Below are 16,619 nucleotides of genomic sequence, written 5' to 3' on the forward strand. Positions count from 1 at the left end.
GGCGTGAGCGTTCGGCCGCATGAGCGCGGGGTGGGCGGATTGTGCGGCGTGAGCGGCGAGTGCGTTCAGTCTGATCGGCGGCGTGAGTGTTCGGTCTGACACGCCGCTCCTGACGCTTACTCGTTCAGATTGACCGCCGCCAGCTTCCACGTGAAGAGACCTTCGCGCATGAAGATGGCGGAGTAACGCGCGTCCCCGGCGCCGTGCTGGTAGGTGACGGCGAACTCATTGAGGCTGCGATAGCCGGCTGTGGTTTGCGGCGGTTGCGGCGGGGCGCCCCTGCTGGTCGCGTTGTCGCTCGCATTACCAGTAGCGCCGCCAGGCGCGTCGGTGTCCGCACCGGGCGATGCAGACGCGCTGGCAGCGGGTGGATTGCCTGTGACCGGCGCAGCGTTCGGCCGCTCACCGGGCTCACCTCGCGGCGGCATGCCGTTCAACAGCGCAGCCACGCCGTCGGGGGTTGCATACGCGTCGACGAGCGGGCCGATCAATGCGACGCCAATCATCGCGCCGATCGCAGCCAACGGATTGCCGTTTCCATGTGAGTCCAGCCGGCGCGTCAGCAAGCCTGTGACTTGCTGCTTCAGGCTTTCGCGCAACGCCGGAAAATCGACGTACCGATTCACCGTCTGCGCATCACGTGCGTCGGCCGCACGTTTGAGGTTATTGAGCGCGATATACGGCGAGGCATAAGCAAAGCCCAACGCCGCGATCACCACGACAACTACCAGCGTGACGATCAGCGGACGGGCGCTGCGCTTCTTCTTGGTTGTTGAAACTGCCATCGAGCGGAAATCTCCATCAGGTGTGATCTAACGTGGACCGCGGCCACGCTGAAACGATCCGTGCGCTGCCACAAAGCATGTGGCCTCGACGCGCCCGCACACCTCTCAGATCATCAGGACTCGAACACCGCGCCGTGGACATTGGTTTCCTCGGCGATGCAACGGTCGATCATGCGGCACACCGCATCCACGGTGCCGACCATGATGAGCCGCGACGGCCCATGGTAGACGCGCACCGGCGCGCGGCGCTCCGGCTCCGCAGTATTGAGCCCCGAATTCAGCGACACGCGGGCGAATGCCGGCAGTGAAGACGGCAACGCGGCCTGCAGGTCGGAGCCGCGAGCGGGCGAGTCGAACAGCGACGCGGTAGCGGCCGTGGACGCTTCGATCAGTGAGCAAGGCACCAGCTTGCGCAGATGGCGCAGACGGCCGAACTGGCGAAACGGCAACAGGCGGGCAAGGCGTTCCATGAGTCTCTCCGGGCGATTCAACATGAGTACTGCTTTAGTCGGTGAGCAGGCGGGCGGTTGGCTAGTGACGCACTGAGGACGCACTAATGACGCACTGAGCGCGTTGCTCATTGAGCCAACCCGGCGCTATCAGAACTCGCCCGGGCGGATCAGCCCGACAGCGATGCCTTCGAGCGCGAAGTCCGCGCTGCCTGTCTCAACGAAGATGTTCTCGTAATCGGGGTTCTCGGCAATCAGCTCGATACCGTTCGCGCGGCGCTTCAGACGCTTGACCGTGACGTCGTCGCCAAGCCGCGCAATGATGATCTGGCCGTCTTTGGCCTCGCTTCTTTTCTGCACCGCGAGCAGATCGCCGTCGAAGATACCCGCGTCGCGCATGGACAGCCCGCGCACCTTGAGCAGGTAATCGGGCTTGCTCGAGAAGAGCGCCGGGTCGCACGCATAGTGTTGCGCGATATGTTCCTGCGCGAGGATCGGGCTGCCGGCGGCAACCCGGCCGATGAGCGGCAGCGACAGCTGCATGATGCTGGCGTGCGGCAACGTGAACTGATGCGGCGCGTCGTCCGGGCCGGCAAGCAGGCGAATGCCGCGCGACGCGCCGGCCGCGAGTTCGATCACGCCCTTGCGGGCAAGCGCCCGCAGATGCTCTTCAGCCGAATTGGCCGAGCTGAAACCCAGTTCGGCGGCGATCTCCGCACGCGTGGGCGGAAAACCGGTGCGTTCTATGGCCCGGCGGATCAGATCGAAAACCTGCTGCTGTCGTGCGGTGAGTTTGGTCATGGCGCCACTGTATGGATGAACAGGTGCCTGTATTTTTATACAGTATCCGGCGCAATTCAAGCTTTACTTTAAGTTCGGGAGCGGACGCCTCGCTGCAACGTCGTAAATCGACGTCCAAACATCCGTTTTCGTGCCGCAACGCCTTATCTGGCTGTCATTACCACTTTTGCGTATTAAAAAATGAATAAACATTATTTTTAATGATGAAAGCGCTTCGATAGACTGGCCTTCCAGTCGCGCTCATGTGCACGTGATCCGACGCAAAACAACACCACACGCTGTTTCAGCGCACCAACACGCGGAGAACTTGGCATGAATTATCAGGACACGGGTCGGGCGGGCAGGAGCCGAAAACTCATCGCCGCGCTCGCGTTCGGCGCGGCAGCCGCGCTCGGCGCCCTCGGCGCGGCCGGCCACGCGCAAGCCGCCGACACGACGCTGCTGAACGTTTCCTACGACCCGACTCGCGAGCTCTACCAGGACGTGAACCAGGCTTTTGCCAAGGAATGGAAGGCGAAGACCGGCGAGACCGTCACGTTCAAGCAGTCGCACGGCGGTTCGGGCGCGCAGGCGCGCTCGGTGCTCGACGGCTTGCAGGCCGACGTCGTGACGCTCGCGCTGGCTTACGACATCGACGCGATCGCGAACAAAGGTTTGATCGACAAAGGCTGGCAGAAGCGCTTGCCCGACAACGCGTCGCCGTACACGTCGACGATCGTGTTTCTGGTGCGCAAGGGCAATCCGAAGCACATCAAGGATTGGGACGATCTGGCCAAACCGGGCGTGTCGATCGTGACGCCGAATCCGAAGACCTCGGGCGGCGCGCGTTGGAACTATCTCGCGGCGTGGGCGTATGCCGCGCATCAGCCGGGCGGCAATGACCAGAAGGCCAAGGAATTCGTGGGCAAGCTGTACAAGAATGCCGGCGTGCTCGATTCCGGCGCGCGCGGCGCGACCACCAGCTTCGTGCAACGCGGCATTGGCGACGTGCTGATCGCGTGGGAAAACGAGGCGTTTCTGTCGCTGAAGGAATTCGGTCCGGACAAGTTCGAAATCGTCGTGCCGTCCGTGAGCATCCTGGCCGAGCCGCCGGTGGCGGTGGTGGATAAGGTCGTCGACAAGCACGGCACGCGCAAGCTGGCCGAAGCGTATCTGAATTTTCTCTATAGCGAGCAGGGCCAGGAAATCGCCGCGAAGAACTTCTACCGTCCGCGTTCGAACAAGGTTCCGGCCGAACTGACCTCGAAGTTTCCGAAGCTGAAGCTGTACACGGTCGACGATTCGTTCGGCGGCTGGGCCAACGCGCAGAAGACGCACTTTGCCGACGGCGGCGTGTTCGATTCGATCTACCAGCCGCAGTAACACAGCCCGGGTCCGCGCCGCAGCAGGCGTGGACCGAGGCAACGCGACGCGCCACGGCGCGTCACTTTCCGGAGCGCGCCATAGGCGCGCTTTTGGCCGATCAGGACCTGGCGGCCGGCAACACGAGCATCAACTGAAAGAGTAACGAGCATGACCACGTTGACCTTCCGCAAACCAAGTGCCTTGCCCGGTTTCGGCCTGACACTCGGCATCACGGTGGCTTATCTGAGCCTCGTGGTGCTGATTCCGCTCGCGGCGACCTTTCTGAAGACGGCGTCTCTCGACTGGAGTCAGTTCGTGCGCGCCGTCAGTTCGCCGCGCGTGCTGGCCTCGTACCGGCTGACATTCTTCTCCGCGCTCGGCGGCGCATTGATCAACGCGGTGTTCGGCTTTCTGGTCGCATGGGTGCTCGTGCGGTACAGGTTTCCGTTCAAGCGCATCGTCGACGCCGTGGTCGATCTGCCGTTTGCACTGCCCACGTCGGTGGCCGGCATTTCGCTCGCGGCCGTGTACGCGGGCAACGGCTGGATCGGACAGTTTCTGGAGCCGCTCGGTCTGAAGGTGGCTTTTACGCCGGTGGGCGTGCTGGTCGCGTTGACCTTTATCGGTTTGCCGTTCGTCGTGCGCACGGTGCAGCCGGTGCTCGAAGAGTTCGAGCGCGAGCAGGAAGAGGCCGCCGCGTGCCTCGGCGCATCGCGCTGGCTGACGTTTCGCCGCGTGGTGTTGCCGGCGGTGTTGCCGGCGCTGCTGACGGGCTTCGCGCTCGCGTTTGCCCGCGCGCTGGGTGAATACGGCTCGGTCATTTTCATTGCGGGCAATGTGCCGATGAAGTCGGAAATCACGTCGCTGCTCATCATCACCAAGCTCGAGCAGTATGACTACGCCGGCGCTACGGCGCTTGCCGTCGTGATGCTCGTCGTCTCGTTTCTGATGCTGCTCTTCATCAATACGCTGCAGTGGTATCTGCAGCGCCGCACGAGCCGCGGCAGCGCGGGTCCGGCGCCGGGCGCAGCGAGCGTTGCAAGCATTGGCGGAGGTGTGCAATGAGCCGCCAATCAGCAGGTCACGTCGATAACGCCGACAGCGTCAAGGCGCACGCCGTCGCTCCGCGCGCGCCACTGAATATCGCGCGCCGGCCCGATCCGATTACCGAACCGCCGCTCGTGCGCTGGATTCTGACCGGCATTGCGCTACTGTTTCTCGCGCTCTTTCTCGTCGTGCCGCTCGTTGCCGTGTTTTATCAGGCGTTGAACAAGGGACTTGGCTTCTATCTGGAATCGCTCGCCGATCCGGACGCGCTGGCAGCCATCAAGCTGACGGCGATTACGGCGGGAATTGCAGTGCCGCTCAATCTCGTGTTCGGCCTCGCGGCTTCGTGGTGCATCGCGAAGTTCGAGTTTCGCGGCAAGGCGCTCCTCACCACGTTGATCGATCTGCCGTTCTCGGTGTCGCCCGTGATCTCGGGTCTCATCTACGTGTTGATGTTCGGCGCGCAAGGATGGTTCGGTCCATGGCTGCAAGCGCATAACGTGCAGATCATCTTCGCCGTGCCCGGCATTGTGCTCGCGACGATCTTCGTGACGTTCCCGTTCGTCGCGCGCGAACTGATCCCGCTGATGCAGGCGCAAGGCAACGACGAAGAGGAAGCCGCGCATGTGCTCGGCGCCTCCGGTTGGCAGATCTTTCGCCGCGTCACGCTGCCCAATGTGAAATGGGGCCTGCTGTACGGCGTGATTCTGTGCAACGCCCGCGCGATGGGCGAGTTCGGCGCGGTGTCGGTCGTGTCGGGCCATATTCGCGGTCAGACGGACACGATGCCGCTGCACGTCGAAATTCTCTACAACGAATACAACTTCTCGGCGGCGTTCGCCGTGGCGTCGGTGCTGGCCTTGCTCGCACTCGTGACGCTCGCGCTGAAACTGCTCGCCGAGCGTCATATGTCGGCGGAACTGTCGGACGCCCGCGACGTGCCGGCGCACGCCGGACCAGTCACGCTGCCGTCCGCTTTGCCGTCGACCGCGCAGCCGCTGAACATGCAATCTTCGCAGCAACACCCGCTCAAGCAAGGAGAGCTGTAATGGGTATCACCGTACGTAACCTGCAAAAGCGCTTCGGCGATTTCGTCGCGCTCGACAACGTCTCGCTCGATTTTCCGCCGGGCGAACTGGTTGCGCTGCTCGGGCCCTCGGGGTGTGGCAAGACCACGTTGCTGCGTGTGATCGCAGGCCTCGAATACGCGGACGGCGGCCAGGTAGTTCTGCAAGGCCAGGACGTCGCGACCGTCGGCGCCCGTGAGCGCGAAGTGGGCTTCGTGTTCCAGCATTACGCGCTGTTCCGTCATATGACGGTGTTCGAGAACGTGGCGTTCGGGCTGCGGGTGAAGCCGAGGAAGGAGCGTCCGTCCGAAGCGGTGATCCGCGAGAAGGTGCATGAGTTGCTCAAGCTCGTGCAACTCGACTGGCTCGCGCAACGCTATCCGTCGGAACTGTCGGGCGGACAGCGGCAGCGTATCGCGCTCGCTCGCGCGCTTGCCGTCGAGCCGAAAGTGCTGCTGCTCGACGAACCGTTCGGCGCGCTCGATGCCAAGGTCCGCAAGGAATTGCGCAGCTGGCTGCGGCGTCTGCATGACGATCTGCATATCTCGACGATTTTCGTCACGCACGATCAGGAAGAGGCGCTCGAAGTGGCGGACCGTATCGTCGTGCTCAATCGCGGACACGTGGAGCAGGTCGGCAGTCCGCAGGACGTGTACGACCATCCGCAAACGTCGTTTGTGTATGAGTTTCTCGGCGCGGCAAACCGCCTGCACGGCAACGTCGACGCGAGCGGATTCGTGGTGGACGGCGCGGCGTTGCCGGTCGCGATCAGCACCGACTTCAGCGGTCCGGCTTTCGCCTATGTGCGTCCGCACGACCTGCAGTTGTATCCACAGTCGGCGGGGCATCGCGAGGGTATCGTCGTCGATGTGCGGCGCGTCGTGACACTGGGCGGCTCCGTGCGGGTCGAGCTCGCGGGCCGCGAGGGCAATCTGCTCGAAGCCGAACTCGATCGGGAAGCCTGGCGCGAGCTGCGGCTCGCGGTCGGCGACGGCGTGACGGCGGTGCCGCGCGCGCTGCGGGTGTTCCCGGCGCAATGAGCGCGTGACCCGATGCGAACGAACTCAAATAACTCGAATAACTCAACTCTCGCTGAACCGGACACTTCAAGATGAACTTCCAGCAATTGCGCTTCGTGCGCGAGGCCGTGCGTCAGAACATGAACCTGACCGAAGTGGCGAACGTGCTGTACACGTCGCAGTCGGGCGTATCGAAACAGATCAAGGATCTCGAGGACGAACTCGGCGTCGACATTTTCATTCGACGCGGAAAGCGGCTCACGGGTCTCACGGAGCCGGGCAAGGCGGTGCATCAACTGATCGAACGGATGCTGCTGGACGCGGAGAATTTGCGGCGCGTCGCGCGCCAGTACGCGGATCAGGACAGCGGCCACCTGGTGGTGGCGACCACGCACACGCAGGCGCGCTACGCGCTGCCGAAGGTGATCCGTCAATTCACCGAGGTTTTTCCGAAGGTGCATCTGGCGCTGCGCCAAGGGAGCCCGCAACAGATCGCGCAGATGATCATCAACGGCGAGGCGGATATCGGCATTTCCACGGAAGCGCTCGACCGTTTCCCCGACATCGTCACGTTTCCGTGCTATTCGTGGCATCACGTCGTGGTCGTGCCGAAGGATCATCCGCTCGTCGGCCGCCCCAATCTGACGCTAGATGAAATCGCCGAATTCCCGATCGTCACGTATGACCAGGACTTCACGGGCCGCTCGCATATCGACCAGGCGTTCGCGAAAGCAGGGGCGCTGCCCGACGTGGTGTTGACCGCGATCGACGCCGACGTGATCAAGACCTATGTCGAACTCGGCATGGGTATCGGCGTGGTCGCGGCAATGGCCTACGATCCGAAGCGCGACACCGAACTGGTCGCACTCGACACGCAACACCTGTTCGAGGCGAGCACGACCCGGGTCGGCTTGCGCAAGGGCGCGTTTTTGCGCGCGTATGCGTACCGGTTGATCGAGATGTTCGCGCCTCAACTGACCGAGGCGGAAATCGCCGCGCAGTTGCGCGAGGCAGTGTGAAGCGCTAACTGCGAAGCTTCTTTGACCGGTTCAAAGGCGCGCGACGGCGGCGCATCATCGCTTACAATCGCCGCCATGAACCCACAGACCTCTTCTTCCTCTTCCAACGCCGCCGGGCCGCTGCCGCGCATCGCCGTGCTCGCCACCGGCGGCACGATTGCCGGCGCGGCCGCGGACGCCACCAATACGTCGGGGTACCAGGCCGGCGTGGTCGGCGTCGAGCAATTGCTGGCCGTGGTGCCGGCGTTGTCGACGGTGGCCCGCATCGCGCCGGAGCAGATTGCGAGCGTCGACAGCAAGGACATGGCGATGCCGCTGTGGACCACGCTCGCGCAACGTATCAACGCGCTGCTTGCCGCCGACGACATCGACGGCGTGGTGGTCACGCATGGCACGGATACGCTGGAAGAAACGGCGTATCTGCTGCATCTGACTATCAAGTCCGTCAAGCCGGTGGTGCTGACAGCCGCAATGCGGCCCGCGTCCGCGTTGTCCGCCGATGGACCGCTCAATCTGCTGAACGCCGTGACCGTCGCGGCAAATGCGGGCGCGCGCGGACAGGGCGTTCTGGTTGCATTCAACAACAAGATTCACAGTGCGCGTGACGTGGTCAAGACGAGCACGTATGCCGTCGATGCATTTCAGTCGCCGGAAATAGGCGCGCTTGGCTGGGTGCAGGACGGGCGCGTCGAGTTTCAGCGCAGCGTGGTACGTCCGCACACGCTTTCGACTGAATTCGTGATCGGCGCGGATTGGCCACATGTGGAAATCGTTGCGAGCTATGCCGGCGTGTCGCGCATTGCCGTCGATGCGCTCGTGACAGCCGGCGTGCGCGGCATCGTCGTTGCGGGCACGGGTAATGGCTCGATTCACGTGTCGCTTGCACAGGCTCTGGCCGATGCCGCTTCGCAGGGCGTCGCGGTAGTGCGTTCGTCGCGTGTGGGCTCAGGGCATGTGATGCGCAATGGCGCAGCCGCCGACGATGCCCTCGGCTTTGTCAGCGCCGGCTCGCTCAATCCGTACAAGGCGCGTGTGCTGCTGATGCTGGCATTGGCCGCAGGCGGCGCGGGACCGGTCGCTTTGCAAAAAGCGTTCGATACCTATTGACGCCTCGCGGCGTTCAACAAAAGTTGTCGGATGAAAAACGCGGCGCTCGAGTAACGACTTCGAGCGCCGCGTTGTCTTTTACCGCAGTGTTTTTTGCCCGCGCCATGCGGGCATTTGCAACAGGTTATTGCGCAGCCGGAATCACCAGCACCTGGCCGGGATAGATCTTGTCCGGGCTTTTAAGCATCGGCGTATTGGCCTGGAAGATCACGTCGTTTTTAGCGCCGCTGCCGTAGTACTTCTCGGCGATCTTCCACAGGTTGTCGCCCGGCACGACCGTGTGGAACTGCGTGGGTGCCGCGGCGGGCGCGGTCACGCTCAGTTGGTCGTCGACCTTGTCGACGTTCTGCACATTGCCGGCTGCCACGAGGATCTTGTCCTTGGTCGCCTGGTCGGCGGCCTGGCCCGATACGGTGACCGTGTGGCTCGTGCCGTCGTAGGTGACCTGCAGATTGATTGCGTCCAGTCCCTGGGTGCGGATGTAAGTGGCGATCGCGTCGCCCGCGGTCTTGTTCAGCGCGGCGAGGTCCGGTGCGGCGGGCGCGGATTCGGCCTTGGCCGGCGTGGACGCGGCGCTGAACAATTTTTCGCCGGCTTCCTTGATGAAACTGAGAATACCCATCGATCACACTCCTCATGTTGGTACGCAAGCATGCATTGCGTACAGGTTAAGCACTCATTGCGATGCACGGGGCCATGGAGCGCTCCCGAACGGAGCAAGCCGCACAACGCGCATGTCGTGATAAAGCGGGACGAGCGACCGCATGCATGCAATGACTCACGAGTGTAGGAGAAAGCGGGTGACGAAGTGTCAAGAAAGGTAGGGAAGAGGGCACGAAGTTGCAAGCAAATGCAAACGTGCGTGCATCCTGGCGGCGCATGAGCGAGCGCGCAGCGCGAGTGATTGGCGGAAAAAGCCTGAAGATGAATCCGACAGCCGGACACCCGACGACGACGTCTGACCGACCAAGGCTTCCCCGGCGCCGCCGGGTGCCGCTGCGGACCCCACTTTGCCGCTCTCAGCCCAGAGCGGCACGATTTGCCCGTTCCGCCGCGATGCCGCGCGACGAACCGGGCGCCCCACTTGCAATTGCCGTGGCGTTGACGAGGCAACATCCGCGGCAATCGGTATTACTGAGCTATCCGCGTTTCTCCGTGCATGCGGCCGTTGTTGTTGCTGATCCGCAAGCCGCGAAGAAACGCCGCAAGATCAAGCTGCTTTCGCTTCGCTATCCGGCGCTTGCGCGACTTCGTAATTCGCCATGATTTCGAGTGCGCGAACCATCGCCGAGTGATCCCATGCCTTGCCGCCGTTCGCCGCGCATACGCTGAACAATTGCTGCGCGCTCGCGGTGTGCGGCAGCGCGATGCCGAGCTTGCGCGCGCCGTCGAGTGCGAGGTTCAGATCCTTCTGATGCAGTTCGATCCGAAAGCCCGGATTGAACGTGCGCTTCGTCATGCGCTCGCCGTGCACTTCCAGAATGCGCGATGAAGCGAAGCCGCCCATCAACGCCTTGCGCACACGTTCCGGATCGGCGCCCGAGCGCGATGCGAACAGCAGCGCTTCGGCCACGGCCTCGATGTTCAGCGCCACGATGATCTGGTTCGCGACCTTGCACGTCTGACCCGCGCCGTTGTCGCCGATCAGGGAGATGTTCTTGCCCATCAGTTCGAACAGCGGCTTTGCCTGCGCAAAGGCTTTTTCCGGGCCGCCCACCATGATCGTGAGTGTTGCCTCGCGTGCACCGACTTCGCCGCCGGAGACGGGCGCATCGAGGTAGTCGACGCCGAGCGCATTGATCTTCTTCGCGAACGCCTGAGTATCGAGCGGCGAGATCGAGCTCATGTCGATCACGAGCTTGCCTGCCGCGAGGCCGGCGGCGACGCCGTCGTCGGCGAATAGAACGTTGGCTACGTCAGGCGTGTCGGGCACCATGATGATGACGATGTCGGCGGCTTGCGCGACAGCGGTCGAATTGGCCACCACGTTCGTGCTCTTGCCTAGGTCTTCGGGCACCGGATACGCCCCGTTCACGAACAGTGTATGACCGCCCTTGATGAGGTTGCGCGCCATATGCGCGCCCATGATGCCGAGCCCGATGAAACCGATCTTTGCCATGTGTCTGAATCTCCAGTATTTTCAGTGTTGTTTGCGGTCCCTTCACGGGAGCCCTTGCGAGGCGTCGCGCGCCTGATCTGTCCGATGCGGTGTTCAGTGCATCGTTCAAGCTGCGGCGTGCGCCGCGCCGCGCGTTTGCCCGGCCACGCTCTGCACCCAGCACAAGCCGGCAGTGGTGTTCGTGCGTGGCTTGTATTCGCAGCCGACGTAGCCGTCGTAGCCAATCGAGTCGAGCAGTTCGAACAGGAACGGGTAGTTGATTTCGCCGGTACCCGGTTCGTTGCGCCCCGGGTTGTCGGCTAGCTGGATATGCGCGATTTGCGGCAGATTCTTTTTGATCGTTGCCGCGAGTTCGCCTTCCATCCGTTGCATGTGATAGATGTCGTATTGCAGGAACAGATTATCCGAGCCCACTGCGCGAATTACGTCGAGGCCTTCGCTCGAACGGTTCAATGCGAAACCCGGAATGTCGTAGGAATTGCACGGTTCGACTAGCAGCCTGATACCGGCCTTCTTCAATTCACCCGCTGCAAAACGCAGGTTATCCACAATAGTCGCGCGCGCCTTGTCAGCATCCACGCCCGCAGTCGGAATGCCGACGAGGCAGTTCAATTGCGGCACCTTCAGCGCGCTCGCGTATTCGATCGCACGGCCCACGCCTTCCTGAAACTCGCTCACGCGATCGGGCAGGCAGGCAATGCCACGCTCGCCGGCTTCCCAGTTGCCCGCGGGCAGGTTGTGCAGCACGAGCTTCAGCCGGTTCTGCTGAAGACGCTCGCTCAACTCGGCGATCCGGTACGGATACGGAAACAGGAATTCGACGGCGTTAAAGCCCGCGTCAGCTGCGGCCGCGAAGCGGTCTAGGAACGGAACTTCGTTGAAAAGCATCGTGAGATTCGCTGCGAATTTGGGCATAGCGCTCAGGTCTCTTTGGTCGGTCATTGAAAAACTTCATAGCGCGATTGCAATGCAGTCGGTGCAATCGCGCCCCCGCGATCGGCTGGTAAAGCTCAGTCGAGAATGCTGAGCGCAGTCGGCGCGTCTTCACGCGTCACGGCGAGTTCCTCGAACTCGTTGATCGCGTCGATCTCCGCGCCCATCGAGATGTTGGTTACGCGTTCGAGAATCACTTCGACCACCACCGGCACGTTGAACTCGGAGAGCATCGATTGCGCTTTTTGCAGCGCCGGTTTGAGTTCTTCCGGCTTGAACACGCGAATCGCCTTGCAGCCGAGACCTTCGGCCACCGCGACGTGATCCACGCCATAGCCGTTGGTTTCCGGCGAGTTGATGTTCTCGAAGCCGAGCTGCACGCAAAAGTCCATGTCGAATGCGCGTTGCGCCTGGCGGATCAGGCCGAGGTACGAGTTGTTCACGACCACATGCACGTACGGCAGCTTGAATTGCGCGCCGGCCGCGAGTTCTTCGATCATGAACTGGAAGTCGTAGTCGCCCGAGAGCGCGACGATCGGCCGTTGCGGATCCGCCGCGCGCACGCCGAGCGCGGCCGGAATCGTCCAGCCGAGCGGGCCGGCCTGGCCGCAGTTGATCCAGTTGCGCGCCTTGTAGACGTGCAGGAATTGCGCGCCGGCGATCTGCGAAAGACCGATCGTGCTCACGTAGCACGTGTCGCGGCCGAACACCTGGTTCATCTCTTCGTAGACGCGCTGCGGCTTCATCGGCACGTTGTCGAAGTGTGTCTTGCGATGCATGGTCTGCTTGCGTTGCTGGCAATCGGCGACCCATGCGCTGCGGTCCTTCAGCTTGCCTGCGGCTTTCCATTCGCCGGCGACTTCGACGAACAGTTCGAGCGCGGCCTTCGCGTCCGACACGATGCCGAGGTCCGGACCGAACACGCGGCCGATTTGCGTCGGCTCGATGTCCACGTGCACGAACTTGCGGCCCTTCGTATAAACGTCGATGCTGCCCGTGTGACGGTTCGCCCAGCGGTTGCCGATGCCGAGTACGAAGTCAGAGGCGAGCATCGTCGCGTTGCCGTAACGGTGCGAGGTTTGCAGGCCGACCATGCCGGCCATCAGCGGATGGTCGTCGGGAATCGCGCCCCACGACATGAGCGTCGGAATCACCGGCACGCCGACGGTTTCGGCGAAGGTTACGAGCAGATCCTCGGCGGCTGCGTTCAGCACGCCGCCACCCGAGACGATCAGCGGCTTCTCGGAATCGTTGAGCAGCGTGAGCGCGGCTTCGATCTGCTTGCGCGTTGCCTTCGGCTTGTAGACCGGCAGCGGTTCGTACGTATCGATGTCGAATTCGATTTCGGCGACCTGCACGTCGATCGGCAAGTCGACCAGCACGGGTCCCGGGCGGCCCGAGCGCATCAGATGGAAAGCCTGCTGGAACACGCGCGGCACGAGCGCCGGCTCGCGCACGGTCACGGCCCACTTGGTGACCGGCTTCGCAATCGATTCGATGTCGACGGCCTGGAAGTCTTCTTTGTACAGGCGCGCGCGCGGCGCTTGTCCCGTGATAGCCAGAATAGGGATCGAGTCGGCCTGAGCGGAGTACAAACCGGTGATCATGTCGGTGCCGGCAGGACCCGACGTGCCGATGCACACGCCGATATTGCCGGGCTGCGCGCGCGTATAGCCTTCGGCCATGTGCGAAGCGCCCTCGACATGGCGCGCGAGCACGTGGCTGATGTTGCCCGCGCGGCGCATGGCCGAGTAGAACGGGTTGATCGCTGCACCCGGCACGCCGAACGCGGTGTCGATACCTTCTTTTTCGAGCACCAGCACGGCGGCGTCGACGGCTCTCATCTTGGCCATGAATGTCTCCTCAATGTTTGGAAATTGGCGAATAAGGCTCTTGAACGCACTTTAGGCTCGACCTAAAGGTTTGATAAGATCAGTCCGCGTCGCTTATTTCGAAACAAAAAGTATGGAATGCGGGCACAAGCAGTGTGCGCCCGCAAGGAGACCGCCATGGATCGCTTCAAGCAGATTGAAACCTTCGTGCGCGTCGCGGACGCGGGTAGCCTTGCGGCCGCGGCTCTGGAGGAGGGCGTGTCGCCGGTGATCCTCGGGCGGCGCATCGACGCTCTCGAAAAGCGCCTCGGCGTGAAGCTGATGTATCGCTCGACGCGGCGGCTCGTGGTCAGCGAGGACGGCGCAGCCTTTCTGGAGCGCTGCCGCGGACTATTGACCGAATGGGACCAGGCCGAGAACGAACTGAGCGCCGGGCGCCGCGCGGTGAACGGCCATCTGATCGTGTCGGCGCCGGCTGCGTTTGGCCGCAAGCACGTCGCGCCGCTCGCGCCGGCGTTTGTCGCCGACAAGCCGGAATTGCAGGTGTCGTTCAACCTGACCGACCGCGTCGTGGATCTGGTGCGCGAGGGCTATGACCTGTCGATACGCATCGGCGGTGCGGTCGATCCGAACTTCGTCGCGGTGAAGCTCGCTTCGAACCGGCGCGTGGTGTGCGGCACGCCCGACTACTTCCGCCGGCACGGCAAGCCCAAAACGCTCGAAGACCTGCCGCGGCACAACTGTCTTGCGTTCAATCTGCAAGGCGGCCAGAACCGCGGCTGGTATTTTCGCCGCAACGGCAAGCTCGTCACGGTGCGGGTAGGGGGCACGCTCGATTGCAACGACGGCGAACTTTTGCACCGCTGGGTATCCGAAGGGCTCGGACTAGGCTGGCGGTCCACCTGGGAAATCCAGCAGCAGCTCGCACGCGGCGAACTGCAAACGGTGCTCGACGAATTCGCGCTGCCCGACTACGACATTCTCGCGGTCTACCCGCAGCAGCGCTACGTGCCGGCCAAGGTGCGCTATTTCATCGATTATCTGAAAGAGATCTACGCGAGCGAGGATTACTGGAACCGGCCGGCGTATTAGTGGGCTGACACGCAGTGGGCTGACACGCGCGGGCATGGCCGGGTAGTGCGCTCGGGACGCTGCCGCGCTTTGGCTGGACCGGGCTCGAGGCTCGGAGCGGGCTCGCAGGCCCGGCCGCGAAGCGGGGGTGAGGGCGCGTTTGCGAGCGGCGCAGCGCGCTTGGTGGGTAAATTCGAGCGGTCTTGGCTCATGCGGCGCGTGCAACGAGGACGCTAAATCGTTGAAAACACGCCCGAATCACGCCTTCGGACGATGCAATGCCTTGCAGCCCGTCCCCAATCAGGCTACAATCTTCGGCTTCTCACTTGCCACACCGGTTCGACGCCCGGGTGGCTTCTATCCAAAAGTCAGCACAAGGAGTGTGTATGCGTCATTATGAAATCGTCTTTATCGTGCATCCCGATCAGAGCGAGCAGGTGCCCGCCATGATCGAGCGTTACAAGAGCACGATCACGTCGCACGGTGGCCAGATCCACCGTATCGAAGACTGGGGCCGTCGCCAACTGGCCTACATGATCGAGAAACTCGCGAAGGCTCACTACGTCTGCATGAACATCGAATGCGACCAGACCACGCTCGACGAGCTGGAACACGCGTTCAAGTTCAACGACGCCGTTCTGCGTCACCTCATCGTCAAGATGAAGAAAGCCGAAACCGGCCCTTCGCCGATGATGAAGGAAGTGCAGCGCGAAGAAGCCAAGAAGTCGGCTGCTACGCAACCGTCCGAAGCGCAGGCTTAAGACACACTATTTAAGCTACCAGACCAAGCGTCGCCCTTGCCAAAGGCTTCATGAACCGGCTGCAGCTCACAGCCAGCGTCGTCGAACGCGAACCGGTGCGGTACACCCCCGCCGGCGTTCCGATTGCCAGCTGCACGTTGCAGCACCGCACGGAAGTCGTCGAAGCCGGTATTGCCCGGCAAGTCGAACTGACCATGCAGGCGGTAGCCGCAGGTGAGGCGAGCGGTAAGCTGGAAAGCTGTCCGATGGGCGTGGAAACGCTCTTCACAGGCTTCCTGGCAAAAAAGCACCGCAACGCAAGAACTCTGGTATTTCACATCACAGCATTGCAGGACATTGGAAAGGACTGAACATGCCCCGCCCGACTGGTAAGAAATTCGACAAGCGTCGTCAGCAACAAAATCCGCTCTTCAAGCGTAAGAAGTTCTGCCGTTTCACGGCTGCTGGCGTCGAATACATCGACTACAAAGACATCGAAACGCTGAAAGACTTCATCGGCGAAAACGGCAAGATCACGCCGGCGCGTCTCACGGGTACGAAGTCGCACTATCAACGCCAGCTGGACACGGCTATCAAGCGCGCACGTTTCCTCGCGCTCGTGCCGTACACCGACCAGCACAAGGCCTAACCCGACGACGCGATAAGGAGCATCCGAATGCAAATCATTCTTCTGGAAAAAGTCGTCAATCTGGGCAACCTGGGCGATATCGTGAAGGTCAAGGACGGTTACGCACGTAACTTCCTGATCCCGAACAAGCAGGCTCGCCGTGCAACGAAGGAAGCGCTGGCCGAATTCGAAGTCCGCCGCGCTGAACTCGAAAAGACCGCCGCTGAAAAGCTGGCTGCCGCTCAAGCCCAAGGCGAAAAGCTGGCGGGTTCGACGGTTCAGATCGGCCAGAAGGCCGGTGTGGACGGCCGTCTGTTCGGCTCGGTGACGAACGCCGACATCGCCGAAGCACTGGGCAAGCAAGGCTTCGCGGTTGAAAAGGCGCAAGTTCGCCTGCCGGAAGGCCCGCTGAAGACGGTGGGTGACCACCCGGTTCAGGTTTCGCTGCACACCGACGTGGTTGTCGACGTGACGGTGTCGGTACTCGGCGAGCACGTTTAAGCCGAGCGCGTCTGAATCGACCGCATCAAGCATCAGATAGTATTGGCCAGGTTGTTGCTGGCTGAGGGCAGGGGCCGGGCAACCGGCCCCTGCCTTTTTTGTGCCCGTTATTTTTTGCTCGTTCCGCTGGCCGCGGTCGCCTGATTTCCACGATAAT

18 protein-coding genes are annotated in these 16,619 nt (G+C 62.4%); 11 read left to right on the top strand and 7 right to left on the bottom strand.

The features are described 5' to 3' along the window. Positions 1-116 precede the first annotated feature (116 nt). The 3 genes from JMY24_RS05395 to lexA all read right to left on the bottom strand — a co-directional run bounded on the left by JMY24_RS05395 (position 117) and on the right by lexA (position 2,035). Complete coding sequence (locus JMY24_RS05395) at positions 117-785, bottom strand: DUF2939 domain-containing protein (protein WP_128594919.1); 669 nt, start codon at positions 783-785, stop codon at positions 117-119. A gap of 113 nt (positions 786-898) precedes the next feature. Beyond that, entirely contained in the window at positions 899-1,255 is a 357-nt protein-coding gene (locus JMY24_RS05400; RefSeq protein ID WP_128588647.1) for a hypothetical protein, read from the bottom strand. A gap of 129 nt (positions 1,256-1,384) precedes the next feature. After that, positions 1,385-2,035, bottom strand: a complete 651-nt coding sequence (lexA, locus tag JMY24_RS05405; protein WP_128594920.1) for a transcriptional repressor LexA — start codon at positions 2,033-2,035, stop codon at positions 1,385-1,387. 312 nt (positions 2,036-2,347) lie between these two features. Here lexA and JMY24_RS05410 point away from each other — a divergent pair, with 312 nt between their 5' ends. The 6 genes from JMY24_RS05410 (at position 2,348) to JMY24_RS05435 (ending at position 8,638) form a co-directional block, all read left to right on the top strand. After that, the gene (locus JMY24_RS05410; RefSeq protein WP_201701483.1) at positions 2,348-3,397 is read left to right on the top strand and encodes a sulfate ABC transporter substrate-binding protein; all 1,050 of its coding nucleotides are present in this window, start codon (positions 2,348-2,350) and stop codon (positions 3,395-3,397) included. A gap of 150 nt (positions 3,398-3,547) precedes the next feature. Further along, the gene (cysT, locus tag JMY24_RS05415) at positions 3,548-4,444 is read left to right on the top strand and encodes a sulfate ABC transporter permease subunit CysT (protein WP_128594922.1); all 897 of its coding nucleotides are present in this window, start codon (positions 3,548-3,550) and stop codon (positions 4,442-4,444) included. Continuing rightward, the gene (gene cysW, locus JMY24_RS05420) at positions 4,441-5,475 is read left to right on the top strand and encodes a sulfate ABC transporter permease subunit CysW (RefSeq protein WP_128594923.1); all 1,035 of its coding nucleotides are present in this window, start codon (positions 4,441-4,443) and stop codon (positions 5,473-5,475) included. The genes cysT and cysW overlap by 4 nt, the downstream gene beginning before the upstream one ends. Then, complete coding sequence (locus JMY24_RS05425) at positions 5,475-6,533, top strand: sulfate/molybdate ABC transporter ATP-binding protein (RefSeq protein ID WP_201701484.1); 1,059 nt, start codon at positions 5,475-5,477, stop codon at positions 6,531-6,533. Before cysW ends, JMY24_RS05425 begins: the two co-directional genes overlap by 1 nt. A 71-nt stretch (positions 6,534-6,604) precedes the next feature. Next, the gene (locus JMY24_RS05430; protein WP_128594924.1) at positions 6,605-7,531 is read left to right on the top strand and encodes a CysB family HTH-type transcriptional regulator; all 927 of its coding nucleotides are present in this window, start codon (positions 6,605-6,607) and stop codon (positions 7,529-7,531) included. 75 nt (positions 7,532-7,606) lie between these two features. Further along, complete coding sequence (locus tag JMY24_RS05435) at positions 7,607-8,638, top strand: asparaginase (protein ID WP_201701485.1); 1,032 nt, start codon at positions 7,607-7,609, stop codon at positions 8,636-8,638. A 124-nt stretch (positions 8,639-8,762) separates the two neighbouring features. On the opposite strand, the gene lysM is transcribed toward JMY24_RS05435, so the two are convergent. From lysM to gcl, 4 genes are all read right to left on the bottom strand, one after another. Further along, on the bottom strand, positions 8,763-9,260 hold the full coding sequence (gene lysM, locus JMY24_RS05440) for a peptidoglycan-binding protein LysM (protein WP_128594925.1): 498 nt from the start codon (positions 9,258-9,260) through the stop codon (positions 8,763-8,765). A gap of 588 nt (positions 9,261-9,848) precedes the next feature. Further along, complete coding sequence (locus JMY24_RS05445; protein WP_128594926.1) at positions 9,849-10,757, bottom strand: 2-hydroxy-3-oxopropionate reductase; 909 nt, start codon at positions 10,755-10,757, stop codon at positions 9,849-9,851. 105 nt (positions 10,758-10,862) lie between these two features. Continuing rightward, positions 10,863-11,672 carry a hydroxypyruvate isomerase gene (gene hyi / locus JMY24_RS05450; RefSeq protein WP_128594927.1) on the bottom strand — a complete coding sequence of 270 codons (810 nt, stop codon included), beginning with the start codon at positions 11,670-11,672 and terminating at the stop codon, positions 10,863-10,865. Positions 11,673-11,767: 95 nt separating this feature from the next. Further along, a complete protein-coding gene (gcl, locus tag JMY24_RS05455) occupies positions 11,768-13,543 on the bottom strand; it encodes a glyoxylate carboligase (protein ID WP_128586513.1) in 1,776 nt (591 codons plus the stop codon). 156 nt (positions 13,544-13,699) lie between these two features. Between gcl and JMY24_RS05460 the strand changes: the two genes are divergently transcribed. The 5 genes from JMY24_RS05460 to rplI all read left to right on the top strand — a co-directional run bounded on the left by JMY24_RS05460 (position 13,700) and on the right by rplI (position 16,462). Next, on the top strand, positions 13,700-14,614 hold the full coding sequence (locus JMY24_RS05460) for a LysR family transcriptional regulator (RefSeq protein WP_128594932.1): 915 nt from the start codon (positions 13,700-13,702) through the stop codon (positions 14,612-14,614). A gap of 365 nt (positions 14,615-14,979) precedes the next feature. Then, positions 14,980-15,354: a 30S ribosomal protein S6 gene (rpsF, locus tag JMY24_RS05465; RefSeq protein ID WP_006048823.1), complete on the top strand. Its 375-nt coding sequence runs from the start codon at positions 14,980-14,982 to the stop codon at positions 15,352-15,354. Positions 15,355-15,404: 50 nt separating this feature from the next. Beyond that, complete coding sequence (gene priB / locus JMY24_RS05470) at positions 15,405-15,704, top strand: primosomal replication protein N (protein ID WP_128586511.1); 300 nt, start codon at positions 15,405-15,407, stop codon at positions 15,702-15,704. 2 nt (positions 15,705-15,706) lie between these two features. Then, the gene (rpsR, locus tag JMY24_RS05475; protein WP_006048825.1) at positions 15,707-15,982 is read left to right on the top strand and encodes a 30S ribosomal protein S18; all 276 of its coding nucleotides are present in this window, start codon (positions 15,707-15,709) and stop codon (positions 15,980-15,982) included. 27 nt (positions 15,983-16,009) lie between these two features. After that, positions 16,010-16,462, top strand: a complete 453-nt coding sequence (rplI, locus tag JMY24_RS05480; RefSeq protein WP_128594933.1) for a 50S ribosomal protein L9 — start codon at positions 16,010-16,012, stop codon at positions 16,460-16,462. Positions 16,463-16,619: the final 157 nt, after the last annotated feature.

The sequence above is a fragment of the Paraburkholderia kirstenboschensis genome (genome assembly GCF_904848585.1).
GTDB lineage: Bacteria > Pseudomonadota > Gammaproteobacteria > Burkholderiales > Burkholderiaceae > Paraburkholderia > Paraburkholderia kirstenboschensis.